The organism is Amycolatopsis sp., assembly GCF_035546795.1.
Lineage (GTDB): Bacteria > Actinomycetota > Actinomycetes > Mycobacteriales > Pseudonocardiaceae > Amycolatopsis_E.
Genome location: NZ_DASZWC010000008.1, coordinates 18,928 through 35,177 on the forward strand (window position 1 = coordinate 18,928; position 16,250 = coordinate 35,177).

Consider the following 16,250-nt stretch of genomic DNA (forward strand, 5'->3'; position numbering starts at 1 on the left):
CCGGCGAGAAAACACCTGCGTTTCACCGGCTTCCGACTGCGGCGCACTAGTCTCGGCACGTGGCCGCACATCTGATCGTCTCCACCACCACCGACAGCGAAGAGTCCGCGCGCGACCTGGCGGCGAAGGCCGTCGCCGCTTCGGTCGGCGCCTGCGCGCAGATCGTCGGGCCGATCACCAGCGTGTACCGCTGGGAGGGCGAGGTGCACACCGACCCGGAATGGCGGGTCGAGGTCAAGACCGCGCAGGACCGGGTGGCCGCGCTGGTCGAACTGATCAAGGCGAACCACAGCTACGACGTGCCCGAGATCATCGCGACGCCGATCGAGGGCGGCAGCGCCGAGTACTTGGACTGGGTGGTCGCCGAGACCCGCGGACAGTGATACTTCCCGGCTGAAAAGTAGCACTACCGCGGGCGAATGTTAGTCAAGTAGCACTGTCGTTGATCGTCCGCAGGATCTCCGTGGCGACGAACGTCCGGACCCGCCCCGTGGACGGCAGCTCCGTGACGATGCCCGCCTCGACCAGTTTCGCCACGTTGAGCGTCGCCGCGCGATGTGTCACGCCGAGCACCTTCGCGGCCCGGACGATCGTCATCGCCGGGGTCTCGAAAAGGGCGTCCACCAGCAGCGGCACCAGGCTGGACGCGCGCACCGACGTGACCTCGGCCCGGTACGTCTCGCGCAGCGTGTGTAGCGCGACCGCCCGATTGCGGGCGTCTTCTGCTTGGTGTGCAAGGACTTCCAGGAAGAACCCGACCCAGCCGGACCAGTCGCCGTGCGTGCTGACCGCGAGCAGCCGGGCGTAGTACTCATCCCGCCGCGGTTCGAGGTAGGCGGACAGGTCGAGCAGTGGGCTCGGCAACAGGCCCCATTCGACGAGCAGCAGCGTCACCAGCAGGCGGCCGAGGCGGCCGTTGCCGTCGATGAACGGGTGGATCGCCTCGAACTGGTAGTGCAGGCATGCGATGGTGATCAGCGGCGGCAGGTCGTGCTCGGCATGCAGGTGTTTTTCGAAGCCGTCCAGGCAGTCCCATAGCTGCTCCGGCGGCGGAGGTACGTACGTCGCGGTGTCGAGGACACAGCCGGGCGAGCCGATCCAGTTCTCCGAGCGGCGCACCTCGCCCGGCGTCGCGTAGTTGCCGCGTACGTCGTCTAGGAGGATCGCGTGCGCTTCGCGCAGCAGAGAGAGACTCAGCGGCAGCCGCCGATCTGGCGCGAGGACATGGCTCATCGCCGTGACGTAGTTGAGGACCTCGCGTACGTCGGTCTCTTCGGCCGCCTTCGTCGGCTGGACCTCGTACAGCGCCAGGTCGGACATCGTGGCCTCGGTGCCTTCGATCCGGCTGGACAGCACGGCCTCGCGGCGGACCATGGACTGCGCGAGCAGTGGCGCGCTCGGCAACGTGCGGCCGATTCCCGACAGCTCGCCGATGGCGCCGGCCGCGGTGGACAGCCGCTTCGTCAGTTCGAGGTCGAACGGCAGCTCCGGCGGCAACGGCGGCGGCACGAAGGCGCGGTAGCCACGCGGGCTGCGCACCAGATGACGCCGCTGCGCTTCGGCGAGATCCGAGGCCCGCATTGATACTTACGTCCTACTCTCGTCGGCTAGTGATACCTAATGTCAGAAAAGTATCATAAGTGGCAGTCGGTGGCGATTCGTTGACCGGCCGTGGCGGAGAACGTAAATTTCTTTCGCATGTTGCGCCGGATGCTGGTCCTCGGCCTCGCCGCCGTGCTCGTGCTGGTCAGCCTGTTGCCCGCGAACGCCGCGGCGTGGTCCCGGCCGTTCTACTGGGGCGTGGCGACCGCCGGGTTCCAGTCCGAAGGCAGCGCCCCGGACAGCAACTGGGCGCGTTATGTAGCGACCTCGGGCAGCGTCGACGCGTACGGCAACGCCACCGACTTCCGGCACCGCTACGCCGAGGACATCCAGCTCGCCGCCGACATGGGCGTGAACACCTTCCGGTTCAGCGTGGAATGGGCCCGCGTCGAACCGCGGCCGGGAGTGTGGGACCAGCAGGAGCTGGCGTATTACGACGACGTCATCGCGCACATCCGGGCCGCCGGGACGACCCCGATGGTCACGCTCAGCCACTGGGTCTACCCGGGCTGGGTCGAGGACCGGGGCGGGTTCGCCGACCCGCGGGTGATCTCCGACTTCACCGACTTCGCCGGGAAGATCGTGCAGCGCTACCGGAATCTCGGCGTGCTGTGGGTGACCTTCAACGAGCCGGTCACCTTCCTCGGCAAGGAACTCCAGATCGGTGCGCTGAACCCGCTGTTGGTCCCGGTCTGGCAGGCCGACCTCGTGCAGGCGCACCGGCGCGTCTACGACCTCATCCACCAGCTCGACCCGACCGCGAAGGTGACCAGCAACCAGGCCTTCTACACCGGGTTCAACGCCGCCACCGATCTGGTGGTGCTGGACCAGATCAAGGACAAGGTCGACTTCGTCGGCCTGGACTACTACTACGGCGCCAGCCTGGACAACCTCACCGCGGTCAACGCCGCCGGCGGCCAGGTGTGGAACGTCAAGCTCCAGCCCGAGGGCATCTACGACGCGCTGCGCTACTACGCCAACCGGTACCCGAACCTGCCGCTGTACATCGTCGAGAACGGGATGCCCACCGACAACGGCCAGCCGCGCGCCGACGGCTACACCCGCGAAGCAGCCTTGCGTGACTCCATTTTCTGGGTCCAGCGCGCGAAGGCCGACGGGATGAACGTCATCGGCTACAACTACTGGAGCATCACCGACAACTACGAGTGGGGCAGCTACGAGCCCCGGTTCGGTCTGTACACAGTGGACGTCACCACCGACCCGTCGCTGACCCGCCGTCCGACGGCCGCGGTGCCGGTCTACCGGCAGACCATCGCCGAGGGCGGCGTGCCCGCGGGCTACCAGCTGGTGCAAGCCCCGGGCAGCTGCTCGCTCGTCGACCCGCTGACCAGCTGCCTCGTCCCCGCCAACCCCAACGGGCCGCTCGCCCACCTGGGTTAACGGGCCCTCAGGGAACCTCAGCAAAAATCGCGTAGTTTCGGGAAGTATGGCGAAACGACTTAGGTGGGCCGTCCCGGCGCTGCTCGGCGCGCTCGGGTGGGCGGTCTGGGAGATCCCGCTGGCCTTCGGCGGCAGACCGGACCTCGAGGCGATGAAGCGGTCCCCGCAGTTCCGGGACGGGAAGTTCCGGAACCTGGCGCCGCCCGTCGTGCAGAACGCGGCCACCGGCAGGGAGCTGCTGCGCGAGATGCTCTTCGGCGGTCAGCGCCGCCGGCCCGCGCGGCCGATCCCGCTCGTGCCGCAGCGTCCCGACCATCCGGACACCGGCCTGCACATCACCTGGTACGGCCACGCCTCGTCGCTGATCGAGCTGGACGGCACCCGGATCCTCGTCGACCCGGTGTGGGCCGAGCGGGCTTCGCCGTCCAGGCTGGTCGGGCCGAAGCGGATGCACCGGCCGCCACACCGGCTGGAGGAACTGCCGAAGCTGGACGCCATCATCGTGTCGCACGACCACTACGACCACCTCGACGCCGCCGCGATGCGCACGCTCACCCGCACCCAGCAGGCGCCGTTCATCGTGCCGCTCGGGGTCGGTGCGCACCTGCGCCGCTGGCGGGTGCCGGCGGATCGCATCATCGAGCTGGACTGGCACGAGAACACCGAAATCGCCGGGGTGAAGATCACCGCCGCCGACGCGCAACACTTCTCGGGCCGGGCCTTCACCCGCAACAACACGTTGTGGGCGTCCTGGATCATCGCCGGTGCGGAGCGCCGCATGTTCTACACCGCAGACTCCGGCTACTTCGACGGCTACGCCAGGATCGGCGAGCAGTACGGCCCGTTCGACGCCGCGCTGGTGCAGATCGGCGCCTACCACCCGGCCTGGCCCGACATCCACATGACGCCGGAGGAAGGCGTGGCCGCGCATCTCGATGTCCGCGGCGGCCTGCTGATCCCGGTGCACTGGGCCACGTTCCGGCTCGCCCTGCACGCGTGGAGCGAGCCGGCCGACCGCGTCTGGGCCGAGGCGAAGGCACACGACATCCCGCTCGCCATCCCGAAGCCGGGCGAACGGATCGACGTCGACGACGTGCCGCCGATCGATCCGTGGTGGCAGGCGCTGGGTTAGCCCCGCGGCGGCCGGGCGCGCTCGGCCGCCGCGCCGATCTTCGACATCGTGTGCTGGCACCACATGGACATCGCCGAGTCGCCCTCGGGCTCCTCGGGCAGTTCCTCCAGCGGTTTCCCGACGATCTCGTGCGCCAGCAGGTGGTGGTCGTAGAGCGCGTGCAGCCAGACCTCCACCTGTTCGGCGGTGTCGAGGCGGACCATCCCGCCGGATTCGGGGAGCTGGTCGAGGAACTCGGTGTGGGTGTCCCGGATCGAGCAGGTCAGCTCGGCGTCCACCCGCGGGTCGCGCAGCTCGTCCATCACCGAGCGGTGGATGGCGCGCCAGATCATCGGGGTGCGCAGGGTGCTGCCGTCCCACGGGGCGGGTCCGCCGTGGCGGTGCTCGGCCATCCGGTCCTCCGCGGAGCAGACCACGGACTCGGAACCTTGGCGCAGCACGGGAATCATCGAAGGTTCGATCGCGCCGAGCACCGTGTGCCCGGCGACATCCCAGGTGGTGCCACCGGCGAACGGGCTGTCGAAGAGATTGTCGAACCAGCGATCGGACATGATGCTTGCGAACCTAGCTCATCCCGAGACGGCGGTCGATGGCGATCTCCACCACGACGCGTTCCGGATTGGGCCTTGGCTGCCGCCCGTATCGCTCTGCGTAACGATTTTCCGCGTCCCGCACCGAGTCCGCGTCCTCGCGCAGCACGGCCGTACCCTCCAGAGTGGACCATCGGCCCCGGTCGACCTGGCTCACCGCGACCCGCGCGCCCGACTCGCCGAAGGCACGCACGTTCCGCGCCTTCACACTGCCTCGCGAGCAGATCACGCGGGCGGTCCGGAACTTCTCGTCGACGGTGACCCCGACCGGTACGACGTGCGGCGATCCGTTGGCGCGCAACGTGGTGAGGGTGGCCAGCCGCCACTCCGACCAGAACTCGCGGAGCTGCTCTGTGGGCTCGGTCATACGGTCCCCTCCATCGTTTTGTCACACCCTCTTGCCAAGATCAACCCTCATGATGGGCCGAACCCACGCGTTGTCCGGCTGGTGTGCCGGCCTTGCCGTCGCTCCCTTTGTCGGTGCCGGGACCGTACACCAGGCGCTCGCTTTTGCCGCCACCACAGCGGGTTTCGCCCTGTTGCCGGATCTGGACCATCCCGGCGCCGGCGCGTCGCGGCTGCTGGGCCCGATCACCGGGGCGCTCTCATGGCTGCTGCGGCACCTCTCCGCCGGGCTGTACGCGATCACCAAGGGGCCGCGCGACGAACGCCGCAAGGGCACGCACCGGCACCTGTCCCACACGGTACTGTTCGCCGCCGGGCTCGGCGCGCTGACGATGTGGGGCACCCGGGCCGGCGGTTGGTACGCGGTGGCCGGGGTGGTGATTTTCGGGCTGCTGCTGGCCGCCGACGCGCTGGGGGACTGGCTGCTGGTGGTCGCGGGCGCGGCCACGACGTGGTGGGCGGTGACGACGAGCGCCGCGGGTGAGCTGCAGCAGCTGACCGGCTGGCTGGGCGTCGCGGTCGCGATCGGCTGTTTCGCGCACTGCCTCGGTGATTCGCTGACGGAGGCGGGTTGCCCGTTCCTGTTCCCGGTGCCGATCGCCGGGGAAACCTGGTACGAGCTGCGGCCGCCCAAGCTGCTGCGCTTCCGCACCGGGAAAAGGGTGGAGAACCTGGTCTTCCTGCCGGTGTTCGCGGTACTGGCGGTGCTGCTCGTGCCCGGTGTCTGGGCGGGGCTGCTGCAGATCTTCAGTCACCAGAGCGTCGCCGCAGGTCATTGATTGTCCACAAAGGACAAGGGTAGGATCGCGGACATGGCTGGACATCTCGGCATCCTCGGACACAGCGCGGAGGGTGCGGCGTTGTGTTTCCGCACGTTTTGCGCGCAGGCGGACGAGCATCCGGACGTGACGCTGGACTGCATCCCGTTCGCCCGGTGCATGCCCGCCTACGAGCGGGGTGACTACGACGCGATCCGCGAGACGATGGCGGTCAGCCTGGGCAGGCTGGCCCGTGCGGGCGCGGATTTCTTCGTCTGTCCGGACAACACGGTGCACCAGGCGCTGGAGCGGCCGGGGCCGGAGTTCCCGTTGCCGGGTCTGCACATCGCCGAGGTGGTCGCCGAGCGCGCGGCGCGGGACGGCCGCGGGCGGGTCGGGGTGCTGGGCACGAAGTACCTGATGGACGGCCCGGTGTACCCGGAGGCGTTCGGTCGCCGCGGCATCGCCTTCGAACTGCCCGACGCCAAGGACCGGGAGCTGGTCAGCGACATCATCTTCGGCGAGCTGGTGAAGGGTGTGTTCAGCGAGTCCTCGCGCGGCGAGTACGTGCGAGTGATCGAGCGCCTGGCCGATCGCGGCTGCGACGCGGTGGCGTTGGTGTGCACGGAAATCCCGCTCCTGGTCACGCCCGAGGTGTCGCCGTTGCCCACGCTGGATTCCACGCGCCTGCTGGCCACCGCGGCATACGAGGTGGCCGGCGGCGAGCGGCCGCTGCCGTCCTGGCGCGGTGGACCGGTGCTGACCGGCGGCGTAACCGCCTAGAATCGCCGGTGATGAACGGCCCCACCGTGAAACCGACCCTGCGTGCCGACGCCCGTCGCAACCGGGCGCGGGTGCTCGCGGCGGCGCAAGAGGCCTTCGCGGACGAGGGCCCGGCCGTGCCCCTGGACGAGATCGCGCGCCGGGCCGGGGTCGGCGCGGGCACGGTCTACCGGCATTTTCCCAGCAAGGAATCGCTGTTCGAGGCCGTCGTGATGGACCGCATCGACCGGCTCGCCGAACAGGCCGCCGAGCGGCTGGACGCGGCGGATCCCGGCGCGGCGTTCTTCGGGTACTTCGAGGCGGTCGTCCAGCAGGCGTTGCTGAACAAGGCGTTGTGTGACGCGCTGGGCGCCCCGATGTCCACGCCGGAGGAGCCGAAGACGCAGTTCCGGGTGCAGTTCGGCCGGTTGCTGCGGAGGGCTCAGGCCGTGGGTGCGGTACGGCCGGACGTCGAGCCGGAGGACCTGCCGGCGCTGCTGTCGAGCTATCTGGCGCTGCAGCGCCACTCGAACACGCTGGCGCGCGTCCTCATCGACGGATTGCGCCCGCAGCGCTAGTTCCGCGAGGATTCGGCGTATGACGACCTGGCAGGACTTCGAGCAGGCGGTGCCGGAGTTCGCGCAGCGCGTACGGCGGCTGTTCGACGCACACAAGCACAAGACGATCGCGACGCTGCGGGCCGACGGGTCGCCGCGGATCTCCGGGATCGAGACCACCTTCGAAGACGGCAGGCTGACCTTCGGCTCGATGCCGAACGCCCGCAAGGGCGCGGATCTCCGACGGGATCCGCGGTTCGCCCTGCACAGCGCGACGGTGGACCCGGTCGAAGGAGCCGAAGCGCAATGGCCGGGTGAAGCGAAGATCTCCGGCCGCGCGATCGCGGCCGGGCCGATCACCGAAGGCCCCGGCGGCGACCTCTTCCACGTCGAGATCGACGAGGTCACACACACCCATCTCAACGACAAGGCCACCCTGCTCGTCATCGAGTGGTGGACGTCCGCGCACGGGCTGCGCAGGGTCGAGCGGGAGTAACTACCCGTCCTTGAGTGCCAGCGCCATGTACTTGACCTCGACGTACTCCTCGATGCCCTCGTGGCTGCCTTCGCGCCCGAAGCCCGAGGCCTTCACTCCGCCGAAGGGCGCGGCCGCGTTGGACACGAGCCCGGTGTTGAGCCCGACCATCCCGGTCGACAGCCGCTCACCGACCCGGATCGCGCGTTCGAGGTCGCGGGTGAACAGGTAGGCCACCAGCCCGAACTCGGTGTCGTCGGCCAGCGCCACGGCCTCGTCCTCGGTGTCGAACGTGGTCACCGGCGCGACCGGGCCGAACACCTCCTCGCGCAGGATCCGCGCGTCCGCCGGGACGCCGGTCAGCACCGTCGGCGGGTAGAAGAAACCCTTGCCGCCAAGGGGTTTTCCGCCGGTAGTGGCGCGAGCGCCGCGGGCGAGCGCGTCGTCAACCAGTTCGATCACCTTGTCCCGCTGCTCGGCGTTGATCAACGGGCCGACCTTGACCCCGTCCTCGGTGCCGTGCCCGACCGGCATCGCGGCCATCTCTTCGGTGAGCCGCCGCACGAACTCGTCCGCGATCGAGGACTGCACGTGGAACCGGTTCGCCGCAACGCAGGATTCGCCGTTGTTGCGCATTTTCGCGGTGACCGCGCCCTGCACGGCGTCGTCCAGCGAGGCGTCGTCGAAGACGAGGAACGGTGCGTTGCCACCGAGTTCCATCGACATCCGCTGCAGGTTCGGCGCGCACTGCTCGACGAGCTTGCGGCCGACCTCGGTGGAGCCGGTGAACGACATCTTGCGGATCCGGGGATCCTCCAGCGCCGGCCCGACGACGCGGCTCGCCGAGGTCGCGGGCAGCACGCTGAGTACTCCGTCCGGCAGACCGGCTTCGCGCAGCAGCGCGGCGAGGTTCAGCATCGACAGCGGGGTGAGCTGGGCGGGTTTGACGATCATCGTGCAGCCGGCCGCGATCGCCGGGCCGATCTTGCGGGTGCCCATCGCCAGCGGGAAGTTCCACGGCGTGATCAGCACACACGGGCCTACGGCGTGTTTCGACACGAGCATCCGCCCGCCGCCCGCGGGGTTGCGTGCGTAGCGGCCTTCGATGCGTACGGCCTCTTCGGAGAACCAGCGGAAGAACTCGGCCGCGTAGGCCACCTCGGCCTTGGACTCGGTGAGGCTTTTGCCCATCTCAAGCGTCATCAGCTCGGCGATCTCGTCGGCGCGGTCCGTCATGAGCTGCCACGCCCGGCGCAGGACCTCGCCCCGCTCGCGCGGTGGCGTGGCCGCCCAGTCGCGTTGCGCCTCGACGGCGGCTTCGATGGCTTCGCGCACGTCGGCGTCTTGGGCGTCGGCGACTTCGGCGAGCGGCTCCTCGGTGCCCGGATCCTGCACCGCGAACACGCTGCCGTCCGCCGCGTCCCGCCACTGCCCGGCGAGAAAGAGCTGCTTCGGTACCCGCTTGACGATGTCGCTCATGCGGGACGGCTACCCGGCTCCGTTGCCACGTATGCGTCGGGCAGCGTCCGCATCCGGCGCAGCGGCGAGAAGACGAGCCGCAGCGCGGCGAGCGTCAGCCCGGCCGTCGCGATCCAGAGGCTGGCCCGCATCCCGGCCGTCGCGGCGACGACCCCGCTGAGCAGGCTGCCGATCGGTGCCATGCTGAAGATCATGAACCGCATGGTCGCGGTCACCCGGCCGCGCAGCCCTTCCGGCGTGACCGTCTGTTGGAAGCTCACCTGCAGGATGTTCAGCACGGTGATCCCGCCGGAGGCGAGGAAGTTCCCGACCGGATAGCACGCGATCCCCGCGCCGCCGGTGGTCGACGCGACGAGCACGTACCCGACGGCGATGACCACCCCGCCGAGCCACATCGCCCGCGCTTCGCCGATTCGCGCGGCAAGCCGGCGGCCGAACAGTGCGGCGGTCATCGCGCCGAGGAGACCGGTTGTGCTGACCAGCCCGATTTGGCCGGGCGTCAGGTGGATGACCTGGAGCAGGAACAGCACCGAGACCGCGAGCTGGAACGACTGGAACAGACTGGCCAGCGCGGTCGTCTCGGCGAGTGGACGGAGCAGCGGGTGCCGGAAGACGAACCGCACGCCCTCCCGGATCTGTGTCCGCAGCGGAGGGCGCGTTTCCGGCCGGGGCACCCGTTCCCGGTCGCGGATTCCGCGCAGCCAGGCCGCCGACCACAGGAAGCTGACCGCGTTGACGCCGATCGCGAACGGCCCGCCGAGGTACTGCACGAGAAATCCGGACGCGCTTGGCGCTGTGACCGCGGCGACCGAGATGTTCGCCTGCAGTCGCGCGTTGCCTTCGATCAGCCTGTCCCGTTCGATAAGACGCGGCAGGAAAGTCTGGTGCCCCACCTCGAAGAACACCGCCAGCACCCCGGCCACGGCCACCACCGCGAACAGCTGCCAGAGCGTGAGCACGCCGAACGCCGCCGCGATCGGCACCGAACCGTAGGCCAGCGCGCGGCCCAGATCGGTGCCGATCAGCACTGGCCGCAATCTGATCCGGTCGCACCAGGCGCCCGCCTGCAACCCGAGCACCAGGTACGCAAGCGTTTGCACCGTGCGCAGTGAAGCGACTTGGAACGCCGACGCCTGCAGCGTTGTCGCAGCGAGCAGCGGTAGCGCGAGCACGGTGATCCGGTCGCCGAACTGGCTGAGCACGTCAGCCGTCCACAGCCGGCGGAACCCCGTGTGCCGGAACAATCCCCCAGGATCGGTCACGTCTCCACTGTGCCGCAGCGTAAGAGAGCCCGGGCCCCCGACGTGTCCCGGGCTCTCCCCCCAGGTGCTATTTACCCGATATCGCGTCTGCGGAAACCTGTCAGGCCCGCGGCCAGCGCCACCAGCGCGATTCCGGCCAGCCACAGCAATGGCGTCACGGTCAGCGTCGCGCTCGGCAGCTTCGGGATGTGGGTGAACGGCGAGATGTCCAGCACCGCCTGCGGCAGGTTGAGTACCGGTCCGTACAGCGCCAGTGCCAGCGAGAGCGACGCCGCGGACCACCCCGCCGTCGCGGCCTTGGGCGCGAAACCGAACACCAGCAAGGCAATCCCGGCGACGACCCACACCGCGGGCAGTTGCGCGAGCGTCGCGCCGAACACGGTCCACGTCTCGTGCGCGACCCCGCCGACCCGCAGGCCGTGCAACAACCCGGCCGCCGCGCCGAACACACCAAGCAGCAGTGCGCTGCCGAGCCAGGCGAACACCAGGTGGCTCGCGGCCCACTGCAACCGCCGGACCTTGGTGGCGAGCAACGGTTCCAGCCGCACGGCGACCTCTTCGGACCGCATCCGCAGGGTGGCCTGTACGGCATACAACGCCGCGATCATGCCCGCGATCCCGGCGATCGCCGCGAGGTAGGCGTCCACCAGTTTCGACGCCCCACCGAGGCGTTCGAACATCTGCTGCACCTGCGCGCTGTTGCCGACCACGTCACCGATCCCGGCGGCGAGCGAGCCGAAAACGGCGCCGCAGAGCGCGAATCCGGCGAACCAGCCGGTCAGCATCCCGCGGTGCAGCCGCCACGCCAGCGCGAACGGCGAGCGCAGGCTCGGTGCCGCGCCGGCAGGACCGGGGCGGCTGCGCAGGATGGCCATCCCGACATCGCGCTTGGGCAGCAGCCAGTATGCGGTCCCGGAAACCACCGCGGTCGCCACGAGGAGCAGGGCCGCGACCCACCAGTGATCACCGGCGAACGGCCGGATCTGCACGGCCCAGCCCAGCGGCGAAACCCACGACAGCCAGCTGATGTCCTTCGCCGAGTCGCCGACTCCCCGCACCATGAACAGCACGCCGAGCACCGCACACGCCAGCCCGTTCGCGGTCCGCGAGTACTCCACCAGCTGCCCCGCGATGGCCGCCACGCCGCTGAAGAACAGCCCGGTCAGCGCCAGGCTCAGCCCGAATCCGACCGACCCGGCGCCGGGCAGTCCCACCACGAGCAGGCTCACCGTGGCGAGCAGCCCGGTGGCCACCGACGCGAGCCCCGAGACGAGCAGCGCCGCGGTCAACGCCGCGTAGCGACCGGTAACGGTGGACGACAGCAGCTCCTGCCGGCCGGTGTCCTCCTCCTGCCTGGTGTGCCGGGTGACGGTGAAAATGCAGGCCAGCGCGAGAAAAAGGCCGAGGAAGGTCAGGTACTTCCACGCGGTGTAGCCGCCCGCGGTGGTCAGGTCGAACGCCGGCCCGTAGATCAGGTTCGTCGACGGGTTCGCCGCCGAACCCGCCTGCAGCGACAGGCGGCTGGCCTCGTCGGGATAGAACTGCTCGTACAGCCGGGCCGTCGCCGCGGGGATCAGGGCGATCACGACCACCCAGATCGGCAGCACGACCCGGTCCCGCCGCAGCGCGAGCCGGACCAGGTGCCGGGTGCCCACGAGTCGGTTCATTTCGCGCTCGCCTCGGTGGTGTAGTGCCGGAGGAACAGCTCTTCCAGCGTCGGCGGCTGGCTGGTCAGGCTGCGCACGCCGACGTCGGTCAGCTGGCGCAGCACCTTGTCCAGCGAGTGGGTCTCCACGTCGAACCGGACCCGGTTGCCCTCGACCTTCAGGTCGTGCACGTCGGGCAGGGTGGACAGCCCGTTGGGATGCCCGGCCAGTTCGGCGGTGATCGACGTGCGGGTCAGATGCCGCATGTCGGCGAGCGTTCCGGTTTCCACCGTGCGCCCGTTGCGGATGATGCTGACCCGGTCGCACAGCGCCTCGACCTCGGCGAGGATGTGGCTGGACAGCAGCACGGTGCGGCCGCGATCGCGCTCCTCCTCGATCGCGTACTGGAAAGTGGCCTCCATCAAGGGATCGAGGCCCGAGGTGGGTTCGTCCATGATGAGCAGTTCCACGTCCGAGGCCAGCGCGGCGACGATGGCCACCTTCTGCCGGTTGCCCTTGGAGTAGGTGCGGCCCTTCTTCTTCGGGTCGAGGTCGAAGCGCTCGATCAGCTCCTTGCGCCGGCGCTGGTCGAGCCCGCCACGCAGGCGTCCGAGCAGGTCGATCACTTCGCCGCCGGAGAGATTGGGCCACAGGTTGACGTCACCTGGGACGTACGCGAGCCGCTTGTGCAGGCTCGCGCCGTCGCGCCAGGGGTCGCCGCCGAGCAGTTCCACGTTGCCCGAGTCCGCGCGTAGCAACCCCAGGAGTACGCGGACGGTGGTGGACTTACCGGCGCCGTTCGGGCCGAGGAAGCCGTGCACCTCGCCCGTAGCGACCTGCAGATCAAGCCCGTCGAGGGCTTTCGTCGGCCCGAACGTCTTCGTCAGGCCGGAAACGGAGATGGCGTTACCCATGCCGAGGAAGCTACACTGATTTCACAAAGTTGTGAAGTTAAGAAAATGTATGGATGCCGTGAAGCTCACTGGGGGCGTCAGGAAGGATGGAGACATGTCGAGCCAGCCGCCCTCAGAGCCAGTGGACGACGACGCCCTGCCCTTCGTGGAGAAGATGGCGACGGTGCTCTACAACGCGGGGATGGCGCGAATGCCCGCGCGCGTCTTCGGGGCGACGCTGGTGGCGAACGACGGCGCGCTGACGGCCGCGCAGCTGGCCGAGGTGCTCAAGATCAGCCCGGCCGCGGTGTCCGGCGCGGTGCGCTACCTGGAGCAGGTCGGCATGGTGCAGCGAGGCCGGAGCCCGGGCGAGCGGCGCGACCACTTCACGATCGGTGACGAGTTCTGGTACGAAACCGTGCTGCACAAGGAGGACCGGGTCTTCTCGGAGCTGTCCAAGGTGCTTGTCGAGGGCATGGCGGCCGTGGGCCCGGACAGCGCCGCGGGCAAACGTCTCGCCGAGACCAGGGACTTCTTCGACTACCTGGCCAAGGAGCTGCCGCTGCTCATCGAGCGCTGGCGCGAACAGCGGCTCAATGAAGGCCGTGCAGCAGGGCCTTGACCAGGCTCCTCGCCAACACGGCGTGATCGGTGTTCTCGTCCACGTCGAAGTGTCCCAGGAACGCCTGCTGGAAGCAGGCGCCGAGCAGCAGCGCCGACATCGCGTCCGGATCCGCCGTGCGCGGCAGCCTGCCCAGCCGTTGCTCGGCGCGCAGGTACCGGCTCAGGCCGAGCTGCGGATGACGCGGGCCGGCGCCGCGCGCCCGGACGCCGTCGCGGTGCGCGGTGAGCAGCTCCCTGGTGGCGAACAGGGAGGCGGCGATGGGGAAACTCTCCTCGTAGAAGTGTAAAGCGGTTTCCGCGACCTTGACCAGGTTGGCGCGCACGGTGCCCTTTCCTGTGTTGGCGGCCAGTTCCGCCAGCACACCGCCGAGCGCGGGCAGCTGCCCGTCGAGCACCCCGAGGAAGATCTCGGTCTTGTCGTGGAAGTGCTTGTACAGCGCCGCTTCCGAGTAGCCGGCCGCGCGCGCGATCTCCTTCGTTGTCGCCCGCGCGTAGCCCTGTTCGCGCATGATCCGCGCCGCGGCGGCGAGGATCTCTTCCCGCGTGCCCATTCTCAGCCTGCTCTCAGTGCTCGCTTGACGGTAGGTGAGTACTCACTAACCATAGCTGGTGAGTGAACACTCACCCCAGAGGAGGGAACAATGAAGCTCACGGTTTTCGGGGCCACCGGCGGAACCGGTACCGAGGTGGTTCGCCAGGGACTCGCGGCGGGGCACGAGATCACCGCCGTGGTCCGGGATCCGGCCCGGCTCCCGGTGTCGGCGCACGAACGGCTCAAAGTGATGGTGGCGGACGTGTTCGACCCGGCGGCCATCGCGCCCGCGATCACGGGGCGGCACGCGGTGATCTCGGCGCTCGGGCCGCGTGGCCGCGGGCCGACGACGGTCTGCCGTGACGGTGTTCGCAGCATCATGTCGGCGATGGAAACGGTTGGTGTACAGCGATTGCTTGTCGTCAGCAACAGTGGGATGCACACCGAGGGTGACGGTTTCTTCACCGGAAAGATCATCAAGCCGGTGCTTATCCGGATCCTGCGCGACGGCTACGCGGACATGCGCGAGATGGAGCGGCAGGTGCTGACGAGTCGTCTGCAGTGGACGGTGGTCCGGCCGCCGCGGCTCACGAACTGGCCGCACAGTGGGGAAATCGCCAGCAACGTGGCAGGAAATGTCAGGGGCAGTTTCAACCTCGGCCGGGCCGATCTCGCCGACTTCCTGCTTCGTGCCACCGGGGACGACCGTCTCATCCGGACGGCGGTATCGGTGGCCAAGGGTTAGCGATATTGGGCCGAACGGGTGAAAGTGCCCGCGTCCGACCAGGGGCTTCGAAAAAACTTCTGCCGCTGTGTATCTGCGCGCCGCGGTGACGCGTCATAGGTGGCGTTGGTTGAGTACGCCCCCCTTGGAGGATGCATGAGCTCCGATCGCTCTTGCGAGGAGGAAATCGCGGCGATCCGCGATTCCCTTGCCACGCTTGGGGATCCGTGGCAAGCAGGGGAGACCTTGCTGAGCAGGCTGGGGGACGAGTCGCGTGCGGTGCGGCTGGGGGTGCCGGCCCCGAGCGCGGGTGAGGTCGAGGCCAGGGCGGAACTGCCAAGGCTGATGTCCGAAGCCGCGCTCGGGACCGCCGGGCAGAAGTGCACCGCGGCCAACGCGCCGTCGGGGGAGTTGCCAAGGTCGTTCGACCTGCGCAAGACGTGCGATGGGGACTTCACCACACCGGTGAAGGATCAGGGGGAGTGCGGGTCGTGCACGGCGTTCGGGGTTGTCGCGGTGTTGGAGGGCACCGCGGCGTATACCCGGCGCCGGGCCGGCCTGGACCTGGATCTGTCCGAGGCACACCTATTCTTCGGTCACGCCAAGGAGCGCGAGTACACGAGCACGAGCGGCTCCTGGCCGGACGATCTGCTCGCCGACTGCATTTCGACCGGGATCACGTTCGAGGACTACTGGCCCTATCACGACACCGGCACCGGTTCGCTCAACCCGGACTGGCCGAACCGGGTCGCGCACGCGGCGGAAATGGTCGACTTGACCAGGGATCCGGCCGGGATCAAGCACCACATCTACGGCTACGGGCCGGTGACCGCGTGCATGGTCGTCTACGAGGACTTCTTCCACTACACCGGCGGGGTTTACCGGCACACCACGGAAGTGCAGAGCGGCGGGCACTGCGTCGCCCTGATCGGCTGGGACGACGACCAGGGCTGCTGGATCGCCAAGAACTCGTGGGGTACCGGCTGGGGCGATGAGGGATTCTTCCGGATCGCCTACGGTGAGGCGTTCATCGAGGACTATCCGGAGCCAAGGCCGACGACGCTCGGCTGCAAGGGCGCAAGTCTGCGTGCCTGGCTACCAGCGCAGCGCACGCTCGGTCTGTTCGTCTCGGCGCAAGATGCGGGCGAATGGGCGTATTTGGAGAACCTGGGCTGGACCCGGCTCGCTGGGGGGACGAACAGCGCACGGCAACTCGCGCTGCTCGCCGACGCGCGGGCTGGCGGTCATCCCGTCAGCCCGTTCGTGCAGAACGACGAGTTAGTCATGGTCCAAACCACCTTCTGATCTTCCAGCAGGGGAGCTAAAGCATGACCACGAGTGAAACCGATGAGGTCGACAGCAAGCCGGACGGCCTCGCCCCGACCGGCAATTTCGAGCCGAACACCCC

The 16,250-nt window shown here is 68.9% G+C and carries 18 protein-coding genes; 10 read left to right on the forward strand and 8 right to left on the reverse strand.

All coding sequences use genetic code 11. The features are described from left to right. Positions 1-59: 59 nt before the first annotated feature. Positions 60-383, forward strand: a complete 324-nt coding sequence (gene cutA / locus VHD82_RS08085; protein WP_325698896.1) for a divalent-cation tolerance protein CutA — start codon at positions 60-62, stop codon at positions 381-383. A 43-nt stretch (positions 384-426) separates the two neighbouring features. Here cutA and VHD82_RS08090 read toward each other — a convergent pair whose 3' ends face one another. Beyond that, on the reverse strand, positions 427-1,581 hold the full coding sequence (locus VHD82_RS08090; protein WP_325698898.1) for a Fic family protein: 1,155 nt from the start codon (positions 1,579-1,581) through the stop codon (positions 427-429). A 117-nt stretch (positions 1,582-1,698) separates the two neighbouring features. On the opposite strand from VHD82_RS08090, the gene VHD82_RS08095 reads away from it, so the two are divergent. Together VHD82_RS08095 and VHD82_RS08100 are read left to right on the forward strand one after the other, a co-directional pair. After that, the gene (locus VHD82_RS08095) at positions 1,699-3,003 is read left to right on the forward strand and encodes a glycoside hydrolase family 1 protein (RefSeq protein WP_325698905.1); all 1,305 of its coding nucleotides are present in this window, start codon (positions 1,699-1,701) and stop codon (positions 3,001-3,003) included. 46 nt (positions 3,004-3,049) lie between these two features. After that, positions 3,050-4,135 carry an MBL fold metallo-hydrolase gene (locus tag VHD82_RS08100; protein WP_325698908.1) on the forward strand — a complete coding sequence of 362 codons (1,086 nt, stop codon included), beginning with the start codon at positions 3,050-3,052 and terminating at the stop codon, positions 4,133-4,135. Here the strand turns inward: VHD82_RS08100 and VHD82_RS08105 are convergent. Next, positions 4,132-4,686: a hypothetical protein gene (locus VHD82_RS08105; RefSeq protein WP_325698911.1), complete on the reverse strand. Its 555-nt coding sequence runs from the start codon at positions 4,684-4,686 to the stop codon at positions 4,132-4,134. The genes VHD82_RS08100 and VHD82_RS08105 overlap by 4 nt on opposite strands. A gap of 13 nt (positions 4,687-4,699) precedes the next feature. Then, positions 4,700-5,092 (reverse strand): PPOX class F420-dependent oxidoreductase, encoded by a 393-nt coding sequence (locus tag VHD82_RS08110; protein ID WP_325698914.1) that lies wholly within the window; start codon positions 5,090-5,092, stop codon positions 4,700-4,702. A 52-nt stretch (positions 5,093-5,144) separates the two neighbouring features. On the opposite strand from VHD82_RS08110, the gene VHD82_RS08115 reads away from it, so the two are divergent. The 4 genes from VHD82_RS08115 to VHD82_RS08130 are packed head-to-tail and all read left to right on the forward strand — an operon-like array spanning position 5,145 to position 7,703. Further along, complete coding sequence (locus tag VHD82_RS08115) at positions 5,145-5,909, forward strand: metal-dependent hydrolase (RefSeq protein ID WP_325698954.1); 765 nt, start codon at positions 5,145-5,147, stop codon at positions 5,907-5,909. 33 nt (positions 5,910-5,942) lie between these two features. Further along, on the forward strand, positions 5,943-6,671 hold the full coding sequence (locus tag VHD82_RS08120; protein WP_325698917.1) for an aspartate/glutamate racemase family protein: 729 nt from the start codon (positions 5,943-5,945) through the stop codon (positions 6,669-6,671). An 11-nt stretch (positions 6,672-6,682) separates the two neighbouring features. Next, positions 6,683-7,228, forward strand: coding sequence for a helix-turn-helix domain-containing protein (locus tag VHD82_RS08125; RefSeq protein WP_325698920.1), 546 nt, complete (start codon positions 6,683-6,685; stop codon positions 7,226-7,228). Positions 7,229-7,247: 19 nt separating this feature from the next. Beyond that, positions 7,248-7,703: a pyridoxamine 5'-phosphate oxidase family protein gene (locus VHD82_RS08130; protein ID WP_325698923.1), complete on the forward strand. Its 456-nt coding sequence runs from the start codon at positions 7,248-7,250 to the stop codon at positions 7,701-7,703. Here VHD82_RS08130 and VHD82_RS08135 read toward each other — a convergent pair whose 3' ends face one another. The 4 genes from VHD82_RS08135 to VHD82_RS08150 form a co-directional block, all read right to left on the reverse strand. Further along, positions 7,704-9,161: an NAD-dependent succinate-semialdehyde dehydrogenase gene (locus tag VHD82_RS08135; RefSeq protein WP_325698926.1), complete on the reverse strand. Its 1,458-nt coding sequence runs from the start codon at positions 9,159-9,161 to the stop codon at positions 7,704-7,706. After that, positions 9,158-10,423, reverse strand: coding sequence for an MFS transporter (locus VHD82_RS08140; protein ID WP_325698930.1), 1,266 nt, complete (start codon positions 10,421-10,423; stop codon positions 9,158-9,160). Before VHD82_RS08140 ends, VHD82_RS08135 begins: the two co-directional genes overlap by 4 nt. A gap of 71 nt (positions 10,424-10,494) precedes the next feature. Beyond that, entirely contained in the window at positions 10,495-12,090 is a 1,596-nt protein-coding gene (locus VHD82_RS08145; protein ID WP_325698933.1) for an ABC transporter permease, read from the reverse strand. After that, complete coding sequence (locus VHD82_RS08150; protein WP_325698936.1) at positions 12,087-12,983, reverse strand: ABC transporter ATP-binding protein; 897 nt, start codon at positions 12,981-12,983, stop codon at positions 12,087-12,089. Before VHD82_RS08150 ends, VHD82_RS08145 begins: the two co-directional genes overlap by 4 nt. A 94-nt stretch (positions 12,984-13,077) precedes the next feature. On the opposite strand from VHD82_RS08150, the gene VHD82_RS08155 reads away from it, so the two are divergent. After that, positions 13,078-13,584, forward strand: a complete 507-nt coding sequence (locus tag VHD82_RS08155) for a GbsR/MarR family transcriptional regulator (protein ID WP_325698939.1) — start codon at positions 13,078-13,080, stop codon at positions 13,582-13,584. Here VHD82_RS08155 and VHD82_RS08160 read toward each other — a convergent pair. Next, positions 13,556-14,137: a helix-turn-helix domain-containing protein gene (locus VHD82_RS08160; RefSeq protein ID WP_325698942.1), complete on the reverse strand. Its 582-nt coding sequence runs from the start codon at positions 14,135-14,137 to the stop codon at positions 13,556-13,558. The two genes, VHD82_RS08155 and VHD82_RS08160, sit on opposite strands and share 29 nt — an antisense overlap. 90 nt (positions 14,138-14,227) lie before the next feature. On the opposite strand from VHD82_RS08160, the gene VHD82_RS08165 reads away from it, so the two are divergent. Both VHD82_RS08165 and VHD82_RS08170 read left to right on the forward strand, forming a co-directional pair. Continuing rightward, a complete protein-coding gene (locus VHD82_RS08165; RefSeq protein ID WP_325698945.1) occupies positions 14,228-14,863 on the forward strand; it encodes an NAD(P)-dependent oxidoreductase in 636 nt (211 codons plus the stop codon). Positions 14,864-14,998: 135 nt separating this feature from the next. After that, entirely contained in the window at positions 14,999-16,147 is a 1,149-nt protein-coding gene (locus VHD82_RS08170; RefSeq protein WP_325698948.1) for a C1 family peptidase, read from the forward strand. Positions 16,148-16,250 lie beyond the last annotated feature (103 nt).

Bases quoted from the DNA above. Each gene is read 5' to 3' on its own strand.
- VHD82_RS08100 (WP_325698908.1), top strand. From the start codon at position 3,050: ATGGCGAAACGACTTAGGTGGGCCGTCCCGGCGCTGCTCGGCGCGCTC.
- VHD82_RS08095 (WP_325698905.1), top strand. From the start codon at position 1,699: ATGTTGCGCCGGATGCTGGTCCTCGGCCTCGCCGCCGTGCTCGTGCTG.
- VHD82_RS08160 (WP_325698942.1), bottom strand. From the start codon at position 14,137: ATGGGCACGCGGGAAGAGATCCTCGCCGCCGCGGCGCGGATCATGCGC.
- VHD82_RS08155 (WP_325698939.1), top strand. From the start codon at position 13,078: ATGTCGAGCCAGCCGCCCTCAGAGCCAGTGGACGACGACGCCCTGCCC.
- VHD82_RS08145 (WP_325698933.1), bottom strand. From the start codon at position 12,090: ATGAACCGACTCGTGGGCACCCGGCACCTGGTCCGGCTCGCGCTGCGG.
- VHD82_RS08170 (WP_325698948.1), top strand. From the start codon at position 14,999: ATGAGCTCCGATCGCTCTTGCGAGGAGGAAATCGCGGCGATCCGCGAT.
- VHD82_RS08105 (WP_325698911.1), bottom strand. From the start codon at position 4,686: ATGTCCGATCGCTGGTTCGACAATCTCTTCGACAGCCCGTTCGCCGGT.
- VHD82_RS08110 (WP_325698914.1), bottom strand. From the start codon at position 5,092: ATGACCGAGCCCACAGAGCAGCTCCGCGAGTTCTGGTCGGAGTGGCGG.
- VHD82_RS08125 (WP_325698920.1), top strand. From the start codon at position 6,683: ATGAACGGCCCCACCGTGAAACCGACCCTGCGTGCCGACGCCCGTCGC.
- VHD82_RS08165 (WP_325698945.1), top strand. From the start codon at position 14,228: ATGAAGCTCACGGTTTTCGGGGCCACCGGCGGAACCGGTACCGAGGTG.
- VHD82_RS08090 (WP_325698898.1), bottom strand. From the start codon at position 1,581: ATGCGGGCCTCGGATCTCGCCGAAGCGCAGCGGCGTCATCTGGTGCGC.
- VHD82_RS08150 (WP_325698936.1), bottom strand. From the start codon at position 12,983: ATGGGTAACGCCATCTCCGTTTCCGGCCTGACGAAGACGTTCGGGCCG.
- VHD82_RS08120 (WP_325698917.1), top strand. From the start codon at position 5,943: ATGGCTGGACATCTCGGCATCCTCGGACACAGCGCGGAGGGTGCGGCG.
- VHD82_RS08130 (WP_325698923.1), top strand. From the start codon at position 7,248: ATGACGACCTGGCAGGACTTCGAGCAGGCGGTGCCGGAGTTCGCGCAG.
- VHD82_RS08115 (WP_325698954.1), top strand. From the start codon at position 5,145: ATGGGCCGAACCCACGCGTTGTCCGGCTGGTGTGCCGGCCTTGCCGTC.
- VHD82_RS08135 (WP_325698926.1), bottom strand. From the start codon at position 9,161: ATGAGCGACATCGTCAAGCGGGTACCGAAGCAGCTCTTTCTCGCCGGG.